The sequence below is a fragment of the Streptomyces sp. NPDC051909 genome (assembly GCF_040681095.1).
Taxonomy (GTDB): Bacteria; Actinomycetota; Actinomycetes; order Streptomycetales; family Streptomycetaceae; genus Streptomyces.
In genome coordinates this window covers 1-16,628 of sequence record NZ_JBFAYA010000052.1, presented here as the reverse complement: position 1 = coordinate 16,628, position 16,628 = coordinate 1, and the positions used below count along the sequence as shown (strand labels likewise).

The following is a 16,628-nucleotide window of genomic DNA, read 5'->3' as shown; positions in this document are numbered from 1 at the left end:
ACCGCGGCCGCGAACGGCGTGATCTTCGCCTCCGCCAGCGCACGGACCGTCTCCCGGAGCATCTCGTGCTCCTCCGACGGACGATACAGATCGAAGTCCTTGGCCATGGTCTGGGGCTCCCCTAGCAACGCTTGTGGCAATGATGGCACTGAGTACCCTCAGCAAAACACACTCAGTGCCACGATGCTAGTGGCTTCGGTGCGACATGGCCGACAGGCGCCAGAAGACACGGCGGCCCCGGCCGGGGGAGTACCCCGGCCGGGGCCGCCGTGTCGTGGTCGTCAGTCCTTCGGCAGGGTCGTCACCACCACCGCTCCGGCCAGCAGCACCACGTTCTTCACCACGAACTCGCCGATCAGGGTCAGCAGCAGCGGGTTCGCGTGGTCGAAGGCCAGTCCCGGGGTGAGCAGCAGGACCAGGAAGGTGCCCAGGAGGTGGCCGGCCAGGACCGGGAGCAGCAGCTGCTGGGCGCGGGCGCTGAGCAGCCAGAGGCCGAGGACGATCTCGGCCCAGCCGAGGGCGGGCACGAACCAGGTGCCGGTGTCGAAGGGGATGACGGCGACGACGAGCTCGGCGGCCGGGCTCTGCCCGATCACCTTCAGGACGCCGAACCAGACGAAGACGCCGCCCAGGCCCACCCGGAGCAGCACGAGGCCGTAGCGGTGCAGGCGCGGCGTGAGGCGGGCGACGAGCGCGGTGACGGGGGCGGCGGAGGACGGGGTCGAGGGCGAGGTCTGCGGTCTGATCTGCGAGGAAACGGACATGCGCGGCCACTCCAGACGGATCGGTGCGGGATCGTGAGGTCTTGCCGGACGGGATTGCGTGGGTGCGGTCACCGGTCCGGCGGCCGGCGGCCCGCGGCGCTCGCCCACGAGACGGGGCGGCCGGGGTGGCCGGGATGACCGGGCGGACCCGAGTCCTCGGGTCGGCGGTGCGCGTGCAGGTGTCCTGCGGTGCCAGGGCCGTCGGGCCCCGCCCGCTGGGCGGGCGACGGGGTGGGCCACGGGCGGCGTGCGCGGCGGGGGTCTGTGCGCCGGCGGAGCCGGCCCCCGAGGGCGTGCCGCCGCCCCGGGAACCGGGCCCAGGTGCCGTATCTCCGCGGCACCGCGTACCCGGCCGCACGGACCGGCGGTGCCTGGCGTCCCCTCACGCTAGCCACTCGCGGCGGCCCCCGGCCCGGCCCATCGCTTCCTTGCATGCCTCCGATGGAAGAAGCCGATAGGCCGTTGCCCCGCGCGATCAATTCTCGCCAGCCTGAGGACTGTTCGAGCTTGTGTTTGATCCGCGATCCGAACGATCCGACCGTTTTCCGGCGACCAGATCGACCCGATGGACCTGTCCGACCCGATCCGACCGATCCGGGAACCGTCCGATCCGCGATCCGCACCGTCCGCTTCCGGCCCGCACCGCACGCGAAGGAAAAGACAAGGGATGTCTCAGCGACCCGTCTCCACCGACCCCGCCACCCCCGCGCCGTTCACCCGGCGCCGGGTGCTCACCGCCTCCGCCGCCGCGGCCGGCGCCTTCGCACTCGCCTCCGGCGGGACCGCCTGGGCGGCCGCTGCCCCGACGACGCGGTTCGAGGCGGAGACCCGCACCGGCCGCCGGGCGCCCGGCGCGGTCGCCGAGCCCACCGTCGTGGTCCGCTGGAACCAGGCCACCATGGACGCGATCCTCGGCCGCTACCAGGCGGCCGGCAACCGCTTCGGCCCCGCCACCGTCAACGCCCGCATCCTCGCCGTCGTGCACAACTGCATCTACGACGCCTGGGCCTGCTACGACCGGGTCGCCTCCGGCACCCGCTTCGGCGGCTCGCTGCGCCGGCCCCGCTCCGAGCGCACCCTCGACAACAAGAACGAGGCCGTCAGCTACGCCGCGCACCTCGCGCTCCTGGAGTTCTTCCCGGAGTACAAGGTCGCCATCGACTCCATGCTGAGCAGCCTCGGCTACGACCCGGAGCTCACCAGCCCGCGCCGCTACAGCCCCGCCTGGATAGGCCTCCGCACCGCGCGGGCCGTCCTCGACTACCGCCACGGCGACGGCGCCAACCAGCTCGGCACCCCGCCGTACGCGGACACCACCGGCTACCAGCCGAAGAACCCGCCGCAGACCGCCGGCGCCTTCGACCCCTCGATCGTCGTCGCGCCCGAGCACTGGTCCCCGCTGATCGTCGGCGGCAAGCTGCAGAAGTACCTCACGCCGCAGTTCGCCGTGATGAAGCCCTTCGCGCTCAGCCGCCCCGACCAGTTCACGGTGGCCGCGCCGCCCGCGTACCCCTCGGTCCGGATGACCGCCGCGATCGAGGAACTCCTCGACATCAGCGCGAATCTGACGGACGAGCAGAAGTGCATCGCCGAGTTCTGGCTGAACGACGACGTCACCCCGCCCGGCGCCCAGCAGATGTGGGGCCGCTTCGTGTCCGCCCGTGACGGCCACGACGTCGACCAGGACGCCAAGCTGTTCTTCGGCCTCAACATGGCCGAGTGCGACGCCGCCATCGGCTCCTGGGCCGTCAAGCTCGACTACGACTTCGCCCGCCCCTCCACGCTCATCCCCTACGACCGGCGGGGCCGCCAGGTGACCGTCTGGGGCGGCCCCGGCCAGGGCACCGTCACCATGGACGGCGTGAACTGGCAGGCGTACGTCGCCGTGCCGCCGTTCCCGGCCACCGTCTCCGGCCACAGCACCTTCTCCGGCGCCGCCGCCGAGTTCCTGCGCCGCTTCACCGGCACCGACTCCTTCGGCGACTCCTTCCGCTTCAAGGCCGGCACCTCCACCGTCGAGCCCGGGCTCACCCCGCACACCGACGTCGTCCTGACCTGGCCCACCTTCAGCGAGGCCGCCCACCAGGCCGGCATCTCCCGTGTGTACGGCGGCATGCACTGGAGCTTCGACAACGAGCCCGGCATCGAGATGGGCCACAAGATCGGCGCGGTCGTGCACCGGCAGGCCATGCACTACTTCAACGGCTGTTGAGGAGCGAGCACGTGAGCAACCAGACCCAGACCCCGGCGCCGGGCGCGCAGCCCCCGGCTCCGCCGCCCGCCGCGCCCGCCGCGGCGAAGGGCGGCAGCGGCGCCCCGCCGTTCCCCGGCACCAAGCCCGCCGTCCTCGGCACCCTCGCCACCGTCGTCTCCCTGGTCGTCCTCGTGGCGCTCGGCGAGGCCACCCACCATCTGCTGATGATCGCCCCGCTCGCGGCCACCGCGATGATCGTCTGCTCCACCCCGGCGCTGCCGCCCGCGCAGCCGCGCAACGTGGTCCTCGGCCAGCTCGGATCCGGCGTCCTCGGCCTCGCCGCCGTCGCGCTCTTCGGGCACTCGCTGTGGGTCGCGGCCATCGCCGCCGGCCTCAGCGTCGGCCTGATGCTGGTGCTGCGCGCCGTGCACGCCCCGGCCGCCGCGACCGCCGTCCTCGCCGTGCTCCAGGACCCGAAGCCGGTCGGCTTCCTCGTCCTGCTCGGCATCGGCAGCGTGCTGCTCGTGCTGATCGGCCTGATCGCCTCCAAGGCCGGTGTGATCGCCAAGTACCCGACCTACTGGTGGTGAACCCGATGAACCGCGACAGCCTGCTCGTCAGCACGGAACGTCTCCAGGAGCACCTGAAGGACCCCGCCGGCTCCGCCGGACTCGTCCTCGTCGAGATCACCGACGGCGGCAACGACGGCGGCGGCCGCCCCGGCCGCGTCCCCGGCGCGATCCGCATCGACTGGACCGGCGACCTCCAGGACCCGGTACGGCGCGACCTCATCGGCCCGGAGGCCTTCGCGGCCCTCCTCGGCCGGCACGGCATCTCCGAGGACGACACCGTCGTCTTCTACAGCGGCAACAACAACTGGTGGGCCGCGGCGGGCTATTGGCAGTTCCGCCTGTACGGGCACCGGGAGCTGCGGCTCCTCGACGGCGGGCGCGCCCGCTGGGAGGCCATCGGCGGTGCGCTCACCACCGAGGCGCCACAGCGCCCCGAGACCACGTACCCCGTGCCGGCCGGCACCGACGAGACGATCCGCGCCCGGCGCGAGGACATGCTCGACCACATCGGCCGCCGCACCCTGCTCGACGTGCGCTCCCTGGAGGAGTACCTCGGGCACACCAACACGCCCCCCGGGGTGCCCGACGACATCGGCGTGCGCTGCGGCCACGCCCTGTCCGCCGAGCACATCCCCTGGCACACCGCCATCCACGCCGACGGCACCTTCCGCGGCGACGAGGAGCTCAAGGCGGCCTACGGCGCCCTGAACGCCGAGGACACGACCGTCCTCTACTGCCGGGTCGGCTGGCGCTCCGCGCACAGCTGGTTCGTGCTGCACGAGCTGCTCGGCATGAGCGACGTGCGCAACTACGACGGCGCGTGGCGGGAGTTCGGCTCCCTCATCGGCGCGCCGATCGTCAAGGGCCCGCAACAGTGGGGCCCCGACCCCATCCCGTCCGTCGTCCCGCAGCGAGCCGCCGCCGATACGGAGGTCACCACCCGTGCCTGACGTCACCATCTACCACGACGTGCTGCGCAACGGCTTCGAGCAGACCGACCTGCCCTGGGTGCCGTGGACCGAACCAGGCCGCGAGGGCGTGGAGTTCGTCGTCCTGTGGGGCCCCGGGCACGCCGGCGAGGAGGACTCCGCCTCGCTGCTGCTCCGCTTCCCGCCCGGCGCCCACGGCGACTTCCACGAACACCTGGGGCACGAGCTGATGCTGGTGCTCGACGGCACGCTCGACCACAGCGACGGGCGCCGCTTCCACCGCGGCGACCTCGTGATCGAGGAGCCGGGCACCCGGCACCAGATGTCCAGCGCCACCGGCTGCACGGTCCTCGCGGTCCGCGCCCGCCCCGCCTCCCCGCGCACGCCCCGCGCGGGCGAGATCACCACCGGCGTCGGCGCCGGCGCCTGACCCAGCCCAGCCCGCCGTCGCGCGGACCGGTCCCCGTCCGGTCCGCGACCGGCCCCCTCCCAGGGGCTCGCGCCCCCACCGCCCACGAGGGCGGTACCGCTCGGCACCGCCGCCGTACGGGCTTCCCCGTGGCCCGTACGAAGCACCCGCACGCCCCGCGCGCCGCGTCCCCGTCGCGGCAGCCCCGCCCCCTGCCGGCGTACGCGCCGGTGGCCGTGGCCCTCGGGGCCGTACGCGCCGATTCCCCGCCGGCGCCGCCCCGTGACACCGCATCGCACCGCACCGCCCCGTGGCCCGGTCCGCCCCCGTCGCCGTACGCCACGCCCGGGCTCGCCCCGTACGCCCGCACGCCCCCCTTCCGCATCCGCATCCGCACCGTCACTGGAGACACGCCATGCAAAGTCTGCACAGTCCCGAGCCGTCCCGTCGGGTGCTTCTCACCACCGGATCCTCGGACGCGCACACCTGGAACCTGGTGCACCTTCAGCTGTTCCTGGAGGAGCACGGGCACTCGGTGCTCAACCTGGGGCCGTGCGTGCCCGAGCGGCTGCTCGTGGACACCGCGCGGATGACCAGCCCCGACCTCGTCGTGCTCTCCTCGGTGAACGGCCACGGGCACCAGGACGGCCTGCGCGCCGCCCGGGCGCTGCGCGAGGACGCCGACACCCGGGAGATCCCGATGGTGATCGGCGGACTGCTCGGCATCTCGCCCGAGGGCGCCGAGGAGCGCACCGCCGAGCTGCTCGCCGCGGGCTACGACGCGGTGTACCCGGACGGCACCGCGCCCACCGCACTGCTCGCCCGGCTCGGCCGGCTGGAGGAACGGGGCGGAACGAGAGGCGCGTGTACCGGGCGGGCCGCGGCGTGACGCTTCCCGACCGGTCCCCGCAGCACCCGCATCCGCCTTCACCGCAAGCCCAGTCCGCCGCCGCGCCGAACCCCGGCCCGGCCGCGTTCGCCGCCGGTGACCTGGGCGCCTTCGTCCAGGAGGCCGCCGCGGCAGGCGAGCTCGTCGTCCAGCCCCGCATGGGCATGGTCTCCCCGGAGGAGATGGCCGCCGGCGTCGCCGCCGTCGCCGCGCTCCCGGAGCGGACCGTCGCCACCCTCACCATCGACAGCTACACCCGCGTCGGCGACCACGCCGCCGCCACCGCCGCCCTGCGCACCGGACGGCCCCTGAACGGCTTCCCGATCGTCAGTCACGGGCCCAGGACCGCCGCCCGGACCGCCGCGGCCGCCGGCCGCCGCACCCCGGTGCAGGTCCGGCACGGCTCCGCCGATCCGATGGCCATCTTCCGCACCATGGCCGCCGCCGGGCTCTCCGCCAGCGAGGGCGGCCCCGTCTCGTACTGCCTGCCCTACGGCCGCACTCCGCTCGCCGAGTCCGTCGCCGCCTGGCGGGACTCCGTGCAGTTCCTCGCCGAGGAGAGCCGCGCCCACGGCCGGCGCGCCCATCTGGAGTCCTTCGGCGGCTGCCTGCTCGGGCAGCTGTGCCCCCCGTCCATGCTGGTCGCCGTGTCCGTCCTGGAGTGCCTGTTCTTCGCGCAGAACGGCGCCACCAGCGTGTCCCTGTCGTACGCGCAGCAGACCCACCCGGTGCAGGACGCCGGGGCGCTCGCCGCGCTGCGGCAGCTCGCCGACGAGCTGCTTCCGCCGACCGTGGACCGGCACGTCGTGCTCTACACGTACATGGGCGTCTACCCGCGCACCGTGCCCGGCGCCCGGCTGCTGCTGCGCCGCAGCGCCGAACTCGCCGTGCTCGGCGGGGCGCAGCGGCTCATCGTGAAGACCGAGACGGAGGCGCACCGCATCCCGTCGGTCGCGGAGAACCTGACCGCCCTGTCGGTGGCCGCCGACGCGGCCCGTACGGCCCGGGCACGGGCCGGGCGCGCGGCCGCACCGGGCACCGGGGGCGACGCCGAGGAGATCCTCGCCGAGGCCCGCGCCCTGGTCGGCGCGGTCCGGGCGCTCTCCGACGACCTGGGCCTCGCGCTCCTGAAGGCCTTCGACCGCGGGCTGCTCGACGTGCCGTTCTGCCTCCACCCGGACAACCGGGGCGAGGCCCGCTCGGCGGTCGCGCCGGACGGGCGGCTCCAGTGGACCGACCTGGGGGCGCTGCCGCTGCTCACCACCAGCCGGAGGACCACACCGATGACCTCGCGTCAGCTCGCCGGGATGCTCGGCCGGGTCTCCCGGGAGCACGACCTGGCCGCGGAGACCGCTCCGCCGCCGGAGCCGGCTCCCCTGGACACCCCGCGCTGTCTGGCCGACCCGGTCGCCGAACCGCTGCGGATCGCCTTCGTGGGCATGGGCCCGCGCGGTCTGTCCGTCCTGGAGCGGCTCGCGGCCCGCTGCGCGGAGCAGCCGCCCGCGCGCCGTATCGAGGTGTTCGCGATCGATCCGCACGAGGCGGGGGCCGGGCGGATCTGGCGGACGGACCAGTCACCCTGGTTCCTGATGAACACCGCGGCGCAGGAGGTCACCATGTTCTCCGGCCCGGCGGACGACGGCCCGCACCGGCCGGGCGCCGGCCCCTCGCTCGGCGAGTGGTGGACCGAGCACGACCCGGCGCGGGCCGAGCCGCAGGGCTACGCGCCGCGCGCGGTCTACGGCCGCTACCTGCGCTATGTGATGCGGCGGATCGAGGAGACCCTGCCGCCCTGCCTCACCGTGCACCAGGTGCCCGCCCGGGTGATCTGCGCGGACCGGGGCGCGCCGGGGGAGCCGTACCGGCTGCGGCTCGACCGCGGCGACGTGCTCACCGTCGACCGGATGCTGCTCGCCACCGGCCACCCGGTGAACGAGCTCGACGGGCAGCAGCGCGAGTGGCGTCGGTTCGCCCGCGAGCACGGCACCCCGGCCCGGCCGCTGCGGTACATCGCGGGCGGCTCGGCCAACGAGATGCCGCTCGCCGACATCCCGGCCGGCGCGAGCGTCGGCGTCATCGGCATGGGCCTCACCTTCTACGACGTGCTCGCCGAACTCACCCTCGGGCGCGGCGGCGTGTTCACCGACGGCGGTGACGGGCTGCTCTACCTGCCGAGCGGGAAGGAGCCGCGGATCCTCACCGGCTCGCGGGCCGGCGTGCCGCTGCTCACCCGGGGTGCCAACCAGAAGGGGCCCCGACACCGGTACCGGCCCGTGCTGTTCACGCCGGCGCGGATGGCGCGGCTGCGCGCCGAGCACGCGCCGCTGGACTTCGAGCAGCTGGTGCTGCCCTGGCTGCTCGCCGAGGTGAACCTGGTGCTGCTCGCCACCCGGATCCGGCAGGTCCACGGCCCGGACGCGGCACGGGAGTTCACCGAACGGGCCGAGGAGGCCCTGGCGCTCGTCCCGGACCAGGACGTGCTGCGCGGGCTGGCCGCCGGATACCGGATCGACCCGCAGCCGCTGACCGGACTCGGCGCGCTCGCCCGGCCGTTCCACGGCTGCCGCTTCGGCTCGCCGGCCGAGTTCCACAAGGTGCTCACCGAGTGGCTGCGCGCCGACCTGGGCGACGCGCGGCTCGGGAACGCGGACGGGCCGATGAAGGCGGCGGCCGACGTGCTGCGGGACGTCCGGCAGACCATCCGCGAGGTGGTCGACTTCGGCGGGCTCACCCCCGCCTCGCACGCCTGGTTCCTCGCCGAGTTCGGGCCGGTGGCGGCGATGGTGTCGACCGGACCGCCGCAGCTGCGCTCGGAGCAGTTCCTGGCGCTGCTCGCCGCCGGGGTGCTCGAACCCGTCGGCCCGGGCGTGCGGTTCGGCACGGACCCGGTCGGCGGCCGGTTCACCGTGGAGTCGGCGCAGGTGGAGAACTCCTGGGCGCAGCTCGACGTCCTCGTCGACGCGCGTCTTCCCACCACCGACATCACCGCGGACCGTGATCCGCTGATCCGCGGACTGCTTTCCGACGGACTGGTCCGGCCCTATGTGAACGGGGGCGAAACCGGCGGCGGGGCGGGGGAGTTCAGGACGGGCGGGGTGGACTGCACCGACGCGCCGTTCCACCCGGTCGGCGCGGACGGCTCGCCGGAGCTGGCCGTCCACGTGCTCGGCATCCCCAGTGAGCACACCCGCTGGTTCACCCAGGTCGGCAGCGGCCGGCCGGGCGGCTGGGGCTCCTTCACGCGCGACGCGGACGCCATCGCGGGCGCGCTGGCGCGGGCGGCCGGAGTGGCCGGAGCGGCCGGAGTGGCCGGAGTGGCCGGGGTGGCCGGATGACCGCGCCCGCCCAGCGGCGGCCCGGCTGCCGCGCGGAGTACCGCACCACCGCGGCGCACGAGGAGTACCGGGCCGCCCGGGACCTGCTGCTACGGCTGCGCGGCGACCGGGCGGCGGCCACCGCCGCGTTCCGGTGGCCGCGGGCCGAACACTTCAACTGGGCCCTGGAATGGTTCGACGTGGTCGCCGAGGGCAATCAGCGCACCGCCCTGGAGATCCTCGGCGCACCGGACGCGCACGGCACCGTGCCGGTCGTCGACCGGGTCACCTTCGCCGAACTCTCCGCCCGTTCCGACGAGTTGGCGGTCGCGCTGGCGGAGGCCGGGGTGGCGCGCGGCGATCGGGTGCTCATCCTGCTCGGCACCCGGGCCGAGCTGTGGGAGACCCTGCTCGGCTGCGTCAAGCTGGGCGCGGTCGTCGTCCCCGGCTACCAGGACCTCACCCGGGACGAGGCCGCCGACCGGATCGGCCGCGGCGGCATCCGGCACGTGGTGTGCGCGCCCGAACTCGTGCATCTGGTGGGGGAGTCGGCGGTGCCGGTGCCGGGCGTGCGGATGGCGCCCGGCGCCGGGGGAGTGCCGGGCTGGCTGCCGTACCCCGACACCCGGGACGCCGGGCGCCGCCGCGCCTTCCTGCCGCCCGGGCCGACCCGGGCCGCCGACCCGTCCTTCTGTTACTTCACCTCCGGCACCACCTCGCTGCCGAAGCTGGTCGAGCACTCGCACGCCGGCTACGCGGTGGGGCACCTGTCCAGCCTGTACTGGAGCGGGCTGCGCCCGGGCGACCGGCACCTCAACCTGTCCGCCCCGGGCTGGGCGAAGCACTCCTGGTCCAGCTTCTTCGTGCCGTGGACGGCGGGCGCCACGGTCGTCGCCCCGCCCGACGGCGGGCTGCCGGCCGAACTGCTCCCCGGGGTGCTCGCCGCCCAGCGGATCAGCAGCCTGTGCGCGCCGCCGAGCGCGTGGCGGGCGATGCTGCCGTACGTGACGGGGGGCCGGGGCGCGCCCCGGCTGCGGGAGGCGACCGCGGCGGGCGAGCCGCTGACCGCCGAGGTCACGGACCGGATCGAGGCGGCCTGGGGCGTACGCGTACGGGACGGCTACGGGCAGACGGAGGCGACGGCCCTCATCGGCCGGGCTCCCGACACCCCGGCGCCGCTGTCCTCGCTCGGGCATCCGCTGCCCGGTTACCGGATCGTGCTTCGCGACCCGGAGACGGGCGCGCTCGGCGAGTCCGGCGAGGTGTGCGTGGATCTGACGGAGCGTCCGCCGGGCCTGATGCGCGGCTATGCGGACCGCCCCGACCGCACTGCGGAGGCCTTCGCGGACGGCCTGTACCGCACGGGCGACCGGGGCGAGCGGCTCGCCGACGGGTCGATCCGGCTGCTCGGCCGGAACGACGAGGTCTTCAAGTCGTACGGGCACCGGGTCTCCCCGATGGAGATCGAGGCGGTCCTGCGCACCCACCCCTCGGTCGCCGACGCGGCGGTGATCCCCGGCCCCGACGAGCGCGGCGGCCTCGCCCCGTACGCCGTGGTCGAGCCCCGCGGCACCGTCGAACCCGAGGTCCTGCGCGGCGAGTTGCTCGCCCTCGCCCGGCGCCGCCTGGCCCCGGTCTTCGTCCCGAAGTCCGTCGCCCTGACCCCGTCCCTCCCGCGCACCCGTTCGGGCAAGCTCCGCCGCACGGCCCTCGGCCCGGACGGCAGCCGGGCCTGAGCCGCCGCGACGACGCCCGGGGCGCCCTCGTGAGGGGGGCGCCCCGGGCGTTCACGCGTGTGCGGACGGCCGCGCGTGTGCGGGCGGGCGTCGTCGTCAGCGGGCCTCGGCCGGCTCCGGCTCCCGGTCCGCCGTGTTCAGCAGGACCGTCGCGACCGCGCGGGCGCGCAGCGCGGCCTCGGTCGTGCCCTCGCGGAGTGCGGTGACGATGGCGCCGTCGCCGAGGAGGGCGAGCTGGCGGGCGAGGGTCTCGTGGTCGTGGTAGCCGCCGTCCGTGAGGAGGGCGTCGAGGCGGGCGATGACCTTCTCCTTGTGCTCGGCGGCCACATGGTGCGCAGGGCTCTCCGGATCGGCGGTCTCCACCATGGTGTTGATGAAGGCGCAGCCGCGGAAGTCCGCCGCGGCGAAGCGCTCCGCGAGTCCGTCGAAGAGGGCGAGCGGCAGTTCCTCGGGCCCGCGGTCGCTCGCCTCGATGCGCCCGTCGAGCCAGGCCCGCCACATGCCGTCACGGCGCCGCAGCACTTCGACGACCACGTCGTCCTTGCTGGGGAAGTGCCGGTAGAAGGAGGCGCGGCCCACACCGGACTCGGACAGGATCCGCTCGATGCCGACAGCCCGGATGCCCTCTTCGTAGAAAAGACGCTCCGCGGCACTGAGGAGCCGTTCTTTCGCGTTCGTGGCCATACCAAACGGTACCACTCGGTTCCGTACGGCGGAACGGAGTCCCTGCCTCCCGTTGCGCCAGACGGAACCGATCGGTACCGTCATGATGGTACCGATCAGTTCCGTTCGGTTTCCCGCCCTGGTTCCGTCTTGGTTCCGTCCTGGTCCGGCTCAAGGAGAGATCCATGCCCCGCCTGCCCCAGCTGACCGTCGAGTCCGCCAACGAGGAGCAGCGCGAGCTGCTCGAGAGCACCCTCAAGCAGCTCGGCAAGCTGCCCAACCTCTACGCCGCCCTCGCCAACGGCCCGGCCGCGCTGCGCGGTTACCTCGCCATGCGCGACGCCCTGGTCGGCGGCAGCTTCAGCGCCCGGCAGCGCGAGCAGCTGGCGCTCTACATCGCCCAGCGCAACGACTGCACCTACTGCGTCTCCGCGCACACCCTGCGCGGCGGCAAGGTCGGCCTCAGCGAGCCGGAGCTGCTCGCCACCCGCAAGGGCCAGGACGCCGGCGACCCGCACATGGACCAGGTGCTGCGCATCACCGGCGCGATCATGGAGAGCGGCGGCCGCGTCACCGACGCCGCCCTCGCCGACGCCCGCGCCGCCGGCGTCTCCGACGCCGAACTGGCCGAAATCGTCGGCCATGTGGCGCTCAACGTGCTGTCCAACTTCTTCAATCACGTTGCGCAACCGGAACTGGACTTTCCGTTGGTTCCGGCGCAGCTCGCCGAGTAGAGTCCTGCGCTGCCGACAGGGGTGCCGGGAGCGATGGAGCGTCCGGCACCCCTGTGGTGTGAACAGACCGACTGGGGCGATCGAACGGGCGGCGTGACCGAGCCGCCCCCGTGTCAGGTGCCGCCGGGGGGCGGCAAGGGGGTTGAACACGTGGACATCGACGCAAGAACCCTGAGAACCTTCCGCGAGGTGACCCTGACCGGGTCGTTCACCCAGGCGGCCCGCCGCCTCGGGTACTCGCAGTCCAGCGTCACGGCGCAGATGCGCGCCCTGGAGCGGCAGGTGGGCGAGCCCGTCTTCGAACGGCTCCCCAGCGGCGTACGGCTCACCCGCACCGGGACCGTGCTCTGCGACTACGCCCGGCAGATCCTCACGCTCGTCGGTGAGATGGAGGTTGCGCTGCGCCGCCCCGCCGCCAACCCGCCGCGGATGACCGTCGGCGTGGTGCCCGCGCTCGCCTACGGACAGCAGCTCGCCCGCCTCACCCACATCGGCCGCCGGCTGCTCTCCGGAGTCCAGCTCGCCCTGCGGGTCATGGGCACCGGCGAGGTCCACGACGCCTTCCGGGCCGGCACCATCGACGGCGCCCTCGTCCTCACCGTCGTCGACGCCGACGACCCCGCCGCACTGCCCGGCACCCTCACCGACCCGCTGCGCACCCCCGACCGGGCCGACGACCTGACAGAAGTGCGCCTCCAGGAAGTCGAGTTCGTGCCGGTCACCGGAGTCACCCGGATGCGCGGCGCGGCCGCCGCCGGACGCCAGGTCGTCATCGCCGACCCCGACTGCCCCTCGCAGCGCTGGCTGCCCGAATTCCTCCGGCTCCGCTCCGAGGGACCGCCCGAGATCCACGAACTCGGCTCCATGGCCGGGGTCCGCGCCGCCGCCCAGTCCGGGCTCGGCTGCGCCATGCTCCCCATGGCCCTGGCCTGCTCCCCACGCGAGGCCGGCGGACTGCGCCCGCTGCCGGGCGTGCCCCGGATGCGCTGGAACGCCTGTCTGCTCTCCACGCGCGGCGACGACCGCCCGGCCCTCGACTGGGAGAACCTCGCCGAGACCCTCCGCCAGGCCACCGCCCTGACCGGCGCGGTCCCTGCCGACGACCCGGAGGACGCCGCCGTGTCGGCCCTCGGCCCCAACCCGGGCCTCGCCGGCTGACGTTCGCATACGGCGCGGGCCCGCCCCCACGGCCCGCGCCCCCCTGAACCGGTGCCACGGCCCACCCGTCTCTCCCCGGACCCACACCCCCGACCGGGCTCCAGAGAACGCGGGTGCGCCGTGGCACCACCCTGTCCGGACGCTCCTTCGTCCGGACAGGAGGCCGCGAAACGCCGAACGGCGGCGGGGCGAGTGCCCCGCCGCCGTTCGGCGTATGGCGCGGTCCGGAATCCCGGCGGATCAGGCCGCCGGCGCCGGGAAGGTCGGGTACTCGACGCCCGAGACGTGCTGGACGACCCGGATGACCTGGCAGGAGTAGCCGAACTCGTTGTCGTACCACAGGTACAGGATCGCGTTGTCGCCGTCGACCTTGGTCGCACCGGCGTCGACGATGGACGCGTGGCGCGAGCCGACGAAGTCCATCGAGACGGCGTCGGGGGCCGTGGTGAAGTCGATCTGGCGCTTCAGCGGCGAGTGCAGCGAGACGTCGCGGAGGTACTCGAGCACCTCGTCGCGGGTGGTCTCGCGGCCCAGGCGCAGGCTGAGGATGGCGATCGAGACGTCCGGGACGGGGACGCGGATCGAGCTGCCGGTGATCGGGGCCTTGAGGTCCGGCAGCGCCTTGGCGACGGCGGAGGCGGCACCGGTCTCCGTGATGACCATGTTCAGCGGCGCGGAACGGCCACGGCGGTCGGCCTTGTGGTAGTTGTCCAGCAGGTTCTGGTCGTTCGTGAACGAGTGGACGGTCTCCACGTGACCGCGCAGCACACCGTACTCGTCGTCCATGGCCTTGAGCGGCGGGACGATCGCGTTGGTGGTGCAGGAGGCGCAGGACAGGACGCGCTCGTCCGGCTTGATCGTGTCGTGGTTGACACCGTGCACGATGTTCGGGACGTCGCCCTTGCCCGGGGCGGTCAGGACGACCTTGTCGATGCCCGGACGCAGGTGCTTCGACAGACCCTCGCGGTCGCGCCACTTGCCGGTGTTGTCGATCAGGATCGCGTTGTCGATGCCGTACGCCGTGTAGTCGACCTCGGACGGGTCGTTGGCGTAGATCACCTTGATCGTGTTGCCGTTGGCGACGATCGCGCCGTTGGCCTCGTCGACCGTGATGGTGCCCTGGAACTGACCGTGGATGGAGTCGCGGCGCAGCAGCGAGGCGCGCTTCACGATGTCCTCGGCGGCCCGGTCGCCTCCGCCGCGCACGACGATGGCGCGCAGCCGGAGCCCGTTGCCGGAGCCGGCCTTCTCGATGAGCAGGCGGGCGACGAGCCGGCCGATGCGGCCGAAGCCGTACAGGACGACGTCACGGCCCTCGCCGCGCTCGATCTTGTTGGCCCCGGTGGCGCCGGCGACGGCCCGGGCGGTGAACTCCGCCACCGAGAGGCCCTTGTCGTCCGCCTTGTACTCGGCGGCGAGCATGCCGATGTCGATCTGGGAGGGACCCAGGTCGAGGGTGGTGAGCGCCTGCAGGAACGGCATGGTCTCGGTGACCGACAGCTCCTCGCCGTCGATCTGGCGGGCGAATCGGTGGGTCTTGAGAATGCTCACCACCGACTTGTTCACCAGGGAGCGGCTGTGAAGGAGGACGGTGACGTCCTGCTCCCGGTGCAGCTTCCCGATGATCGGAATCATGGACTCCGCGATCTCCTCGCGGTTCTTCCAGTTTGTGAACGAGTCCTCGTTGACAGTCACAGAAAGCATCTCTCGATCGAGCTAGGCAGTGCTCAAATGCTAACCCGTGGTCTCCGATGTGCGGCAGGGGGGTCCTGTGTGGTCCTGGACACGGGCCCCACCCCGCCGCCCGCACCCGAGGTCGTACGAGGAGGACATCGCGAGGTGGTAGGCGCCGGCGGTACGGGCGCCCCCGCGCCGTCCGCGCCGGGGCCGAGCCCCCGGAGCCATGCCCGCCGCCGGCCCCTGGGGGACCACCCTGACGCGCCCCTGACGCGCCCTGACGGAGGCTTGACGCCGACCAGGGGCGGGGGGCGACGGAGGGGGCGCACGGGCCGCCACCGGGCCGGAACTCCGCCCCGTTCCGTCCGGATTCCGCAATCCCTTCGAAACCGCCCCGCCCGGCCTGGCAGTCTTGCGTCGTGACGTACGTCGTGACCGTGGAAATCTGCATACCGGACGACGCCTCCGACCTCGACGCCCTCGGCAGGTTCGGCGCCGCCGTCCTGCTGGAGCGCGGCTTCGGCTCGGTGGCCGGAGCCGAGGGGCCGGACGGCGTGGAGGTGGACGTCCTCGATGTGGCCGTGGACCCCCACGCCCGGGGCGCCGAACTGTCCGTGACCGCCCTCGCGCCCTCCCTGGAAGCCGCGGAGGACGCCGTCGGCGCCGTGGTCCAGGAGGTCCTGGACCACACCGACCTCCTCACCGGCTGGCTCGTCGTCAGCAGCGAGGTGCGGCTGCACACCGACCGCGCCCGGGAGAGCCTCGCCGCCGCCGACGGCCCGGACGCCCCGCCCAGCGACCCGGCCGCCCGCCGGGCCCGCCACGCGGCCGGCCGACGCGAGGGCCGCCACGGAGACGGGGACGGCGACGACGAGGACGGTGTCTGGTCCGAGGTCGTCGAGGACGCCCCGGACCCGGAGACCGAGATCCGCGCGATGGCCGCCCGGCTCCGCTCCTTCGAACCGGCCGTCTTCGGCACGAGCCCCGACACCGCCGAACTCGCCGCCGGCGTCCTGGTGCACGCCGCCGAGGTGTTCATCGACGAGCTGTACGACGACGTGCAGGCCCTCGCCGACGAGGACACCGACGTCGCCGGCTGCCAGGGCCACCTCTGGCACCTCGACCGCCTCCCGGCCCGCCACGCCGCCCGCTACGACGAACCCTTCGCCCGCCGCTTCCTCGTCACCGCCGTCGCCCTCACCACCCGCTTCACCGACGGCGGCTTCCGCCGCCTGGGCTGCCTCGCCGAGGAACTCGTCCTCCGCTTCCTCCTCGAACAGGCCCGGGCCGCCCTGGAGCTGTACGGCCTCGTCGACGACGACGTGCTCGCCGCCCTGGACCGCTTCCGCGCCCACCTCCACGAGGGCGCCGACCCGGAACCCCCGCTCCTCGGCTTCGGCACCTGGTTCACCCCGTTCGGCGAGGACCACTACGTCCACCCCTACGCCGCCGACTCCTTCGGCGACGAGGAACCCGCGGAGCGGACGGAGGGCGCCTAGGTGTATTGACCCGCAGCGTTGTTGACGCGGGTGATGGGCGGGTGTCCGTCGAGTGCGGTGTGGCAGCGGTGGTGGTTGTAGGTGTGCAGG

The 16,628-nt window shown here is 73.9% G+C and carries 13 protein-coding genes; 10 read left to right on the top strand and 3 right to left on the bottom strand.

Going from position 1 to position 16,628, the window contains the following annotated elements:
• Positions 1–281: 281 nt before the first annotated feature.
• On the bottom strand, positions 282–764 hold the full coding sequence (locus tag AB0M18_RS35595; protein WP_365765472.1) for a hypothetical protein: 483 nt from the start codon (positions 762–764) through the stop codon (positions 282–284).
• Positions 765–1,431: 667 nt separating this feature from the next.
• Between AB0M18_RS35595 and AB0M18_RS35590 the strand changes: the two genes are divergently transcribed.
• The 7 genes from AB0M18_RS35590 to AB0M18_RS35560 all read left to right on the top strand — a co-directional run bounded on the left by AB0M18_RS35590 (position 1,432) and on the right by AB0M18_RS35560 (position 10,807).
• Positions 1,432–2,976, top strand: coding sequence for a vanadium-dependent haloperoxidase (locus tag AB0M18_RS35590; protein ID WP_365765470.1), 1,545 nt, complete (start codon positions 1,432–1,434; stop codon positions 2,974–2,976).
• 11 nt (positions 2,977–2,987) lie between these two features.
• A complete protein-coding gene (locus AB0M18_RS35585; RefSeq protein ID WP_365765468.1) occupies positions 2,988–3,548 on the top strand; it encodes an HPP family protein in 561 nt (186 codons plus the stop codon).
• A gap of 5 nt (positions 3,549–3,553) precedes the next feature.
• Complete coding sequence (locus AB0M18_RS35580) at positions 3,554–4,480, top strand: sulfurtransferase (RefSeq protein ID WP_365765466.1); 927 nt, start codon at positions 3,554–3,556, stop codon at positions 4,478–4,480.
• On the top strand, positions 4,473–4,889 hold the full coding sequence (locus AB0M18_RS35575) for a cupin domain-containing protein (protein WP_365765464.1): 417 nt from the start codon (positions 4,473–4,475) through the stop codon (positions 4,887–4,889). The genes AB0M18_RS35580 and AB0M18_RS35575 overlap by 8 nt, the downstream gene beginning before the upstream one ends.
• A 394-nt stretch (positions 4,890–5,283) precedes the next feature.
• Positions 5,284–5,757, top strand: coding sequence for a cobalamin-dependent protein (locus AB0M18_RS35570; protein ID WP_365765462.1), 474 nt, complete (start codon positions 5,284–5,286; stop codon positions 5,755–5,757).
• Positions 5,754–9,092 (top strand): FAD/NAD(P)-binding protein, encoded by a 3,339-nt coding sequence (locus AB0M18_RS35565; protein ID WP_365765457.1) that lies wholly within the window; start codon positions 5,754–5,756, stop codon positions 9,090–9,092. Before AB0M18_RS35570 ends, AB0M18_RS35565 begins: the two co-directional genes overlap by 4 nt.
• Positions 9,089–10,807 carry an AMP-binding protein gene (locus AB0M18_RS35560; protein ID WP_365765455.1) on the top strand — a complete coding sequence of 573 codons (1,719 nt, stop codon included), beginning with the start codon at positions 9,089–9,091 and terminating at the stop codon, positions 10,805–10,807. Before AB0M18_RS35565 ends, AB0M18_RS35560 begins: the two co-directional genes overlap by 4 nt.
• A 96-nt stretch (positions 10,808–10,903) precedes the next feature.
• Here the strand turns inward: AB0M18_RS35560 and AB0M18_RS35555 are convergent, their stop codons facing one another.
• Complete coding sequence (locus tag AB0M18_RS35555; RefSeq protein ID WP_365765453.1) at positions 10,904–11,491, bottom strand: TetR/AcrR family transcriptional regulator; 588 nt, start codon at positions 11,489–11,491, stop codon at positions 10,904–10,906.
• A 164-nt stretch (positions 11,492–11,655) separates the two neighbouring features.
• On the opposite strand from AB0M18_RS35555, the gene AB0M18_RS35550 reads away from it, so the two are divergent.
• Together AB0M18_RS35550 and AB0M18_RS35545 are read left to right on the top strand one after the other, a co-directional pair.
• Positions 11,656–12,204 (top strand): carboxymuconolactone decarboxylase family protein, encoded by a 549-nt coding sequence (locus AB0M18_RS35550; protein WP_365765451.1) that lies wholly within the window; start codon positions 11,656–11,658, stop codon positions 12,202–12,204.
• 150 nt (positions 12,205–12,354) lie between these two features.
• Positions 12,355–13,362, top strand: a complete 1,008-nt coding sequence (locus AB0M18_RS35545) for a LysR family transcriptional regulator (protein WP_365765449.1) — start codon at positions 12,355–12,357, stop codon at positions 13,360–13,362.
• A gap of 240 nt (positions 13,363–13,602) precedes the next feature.
• Here AB0M18_RS35545 and AB0M18_RS35540 read toward each other — a convergent pair whose 3' ends face one another.
• On the bottom strand, positions 13,603–15,057 hold the full coding sequence (locus tag AB0M18_RS35540) for a glyceraldehyde-3-phosphate dehydrogenase (protein ID WP_365765474.1): 1,455 nt from the start codon (positions 15,055–15,057) through the stop codon (positions 13,603–13,605).
• Positions 15,058–15,458: 401 nt separating this feature from the next.
• Between AB0M18_RS35540 and AB0M18_RS35535 the strand changes: the two genes are divergently transcribed.
• Positions 15,459–16,538: a hypothetical protein gene (locus AB0M18_RS35535; protein WP_365765447.1), complete on the top strand. Its 1,080-nt coding sequence runs from the start codon at positions 15,459–15,461 to the stop codon at positions 16,536–16,538.
• The last annotated feature ends 90 nt before the right edge of the window (positions 16,539–16,628 follow it).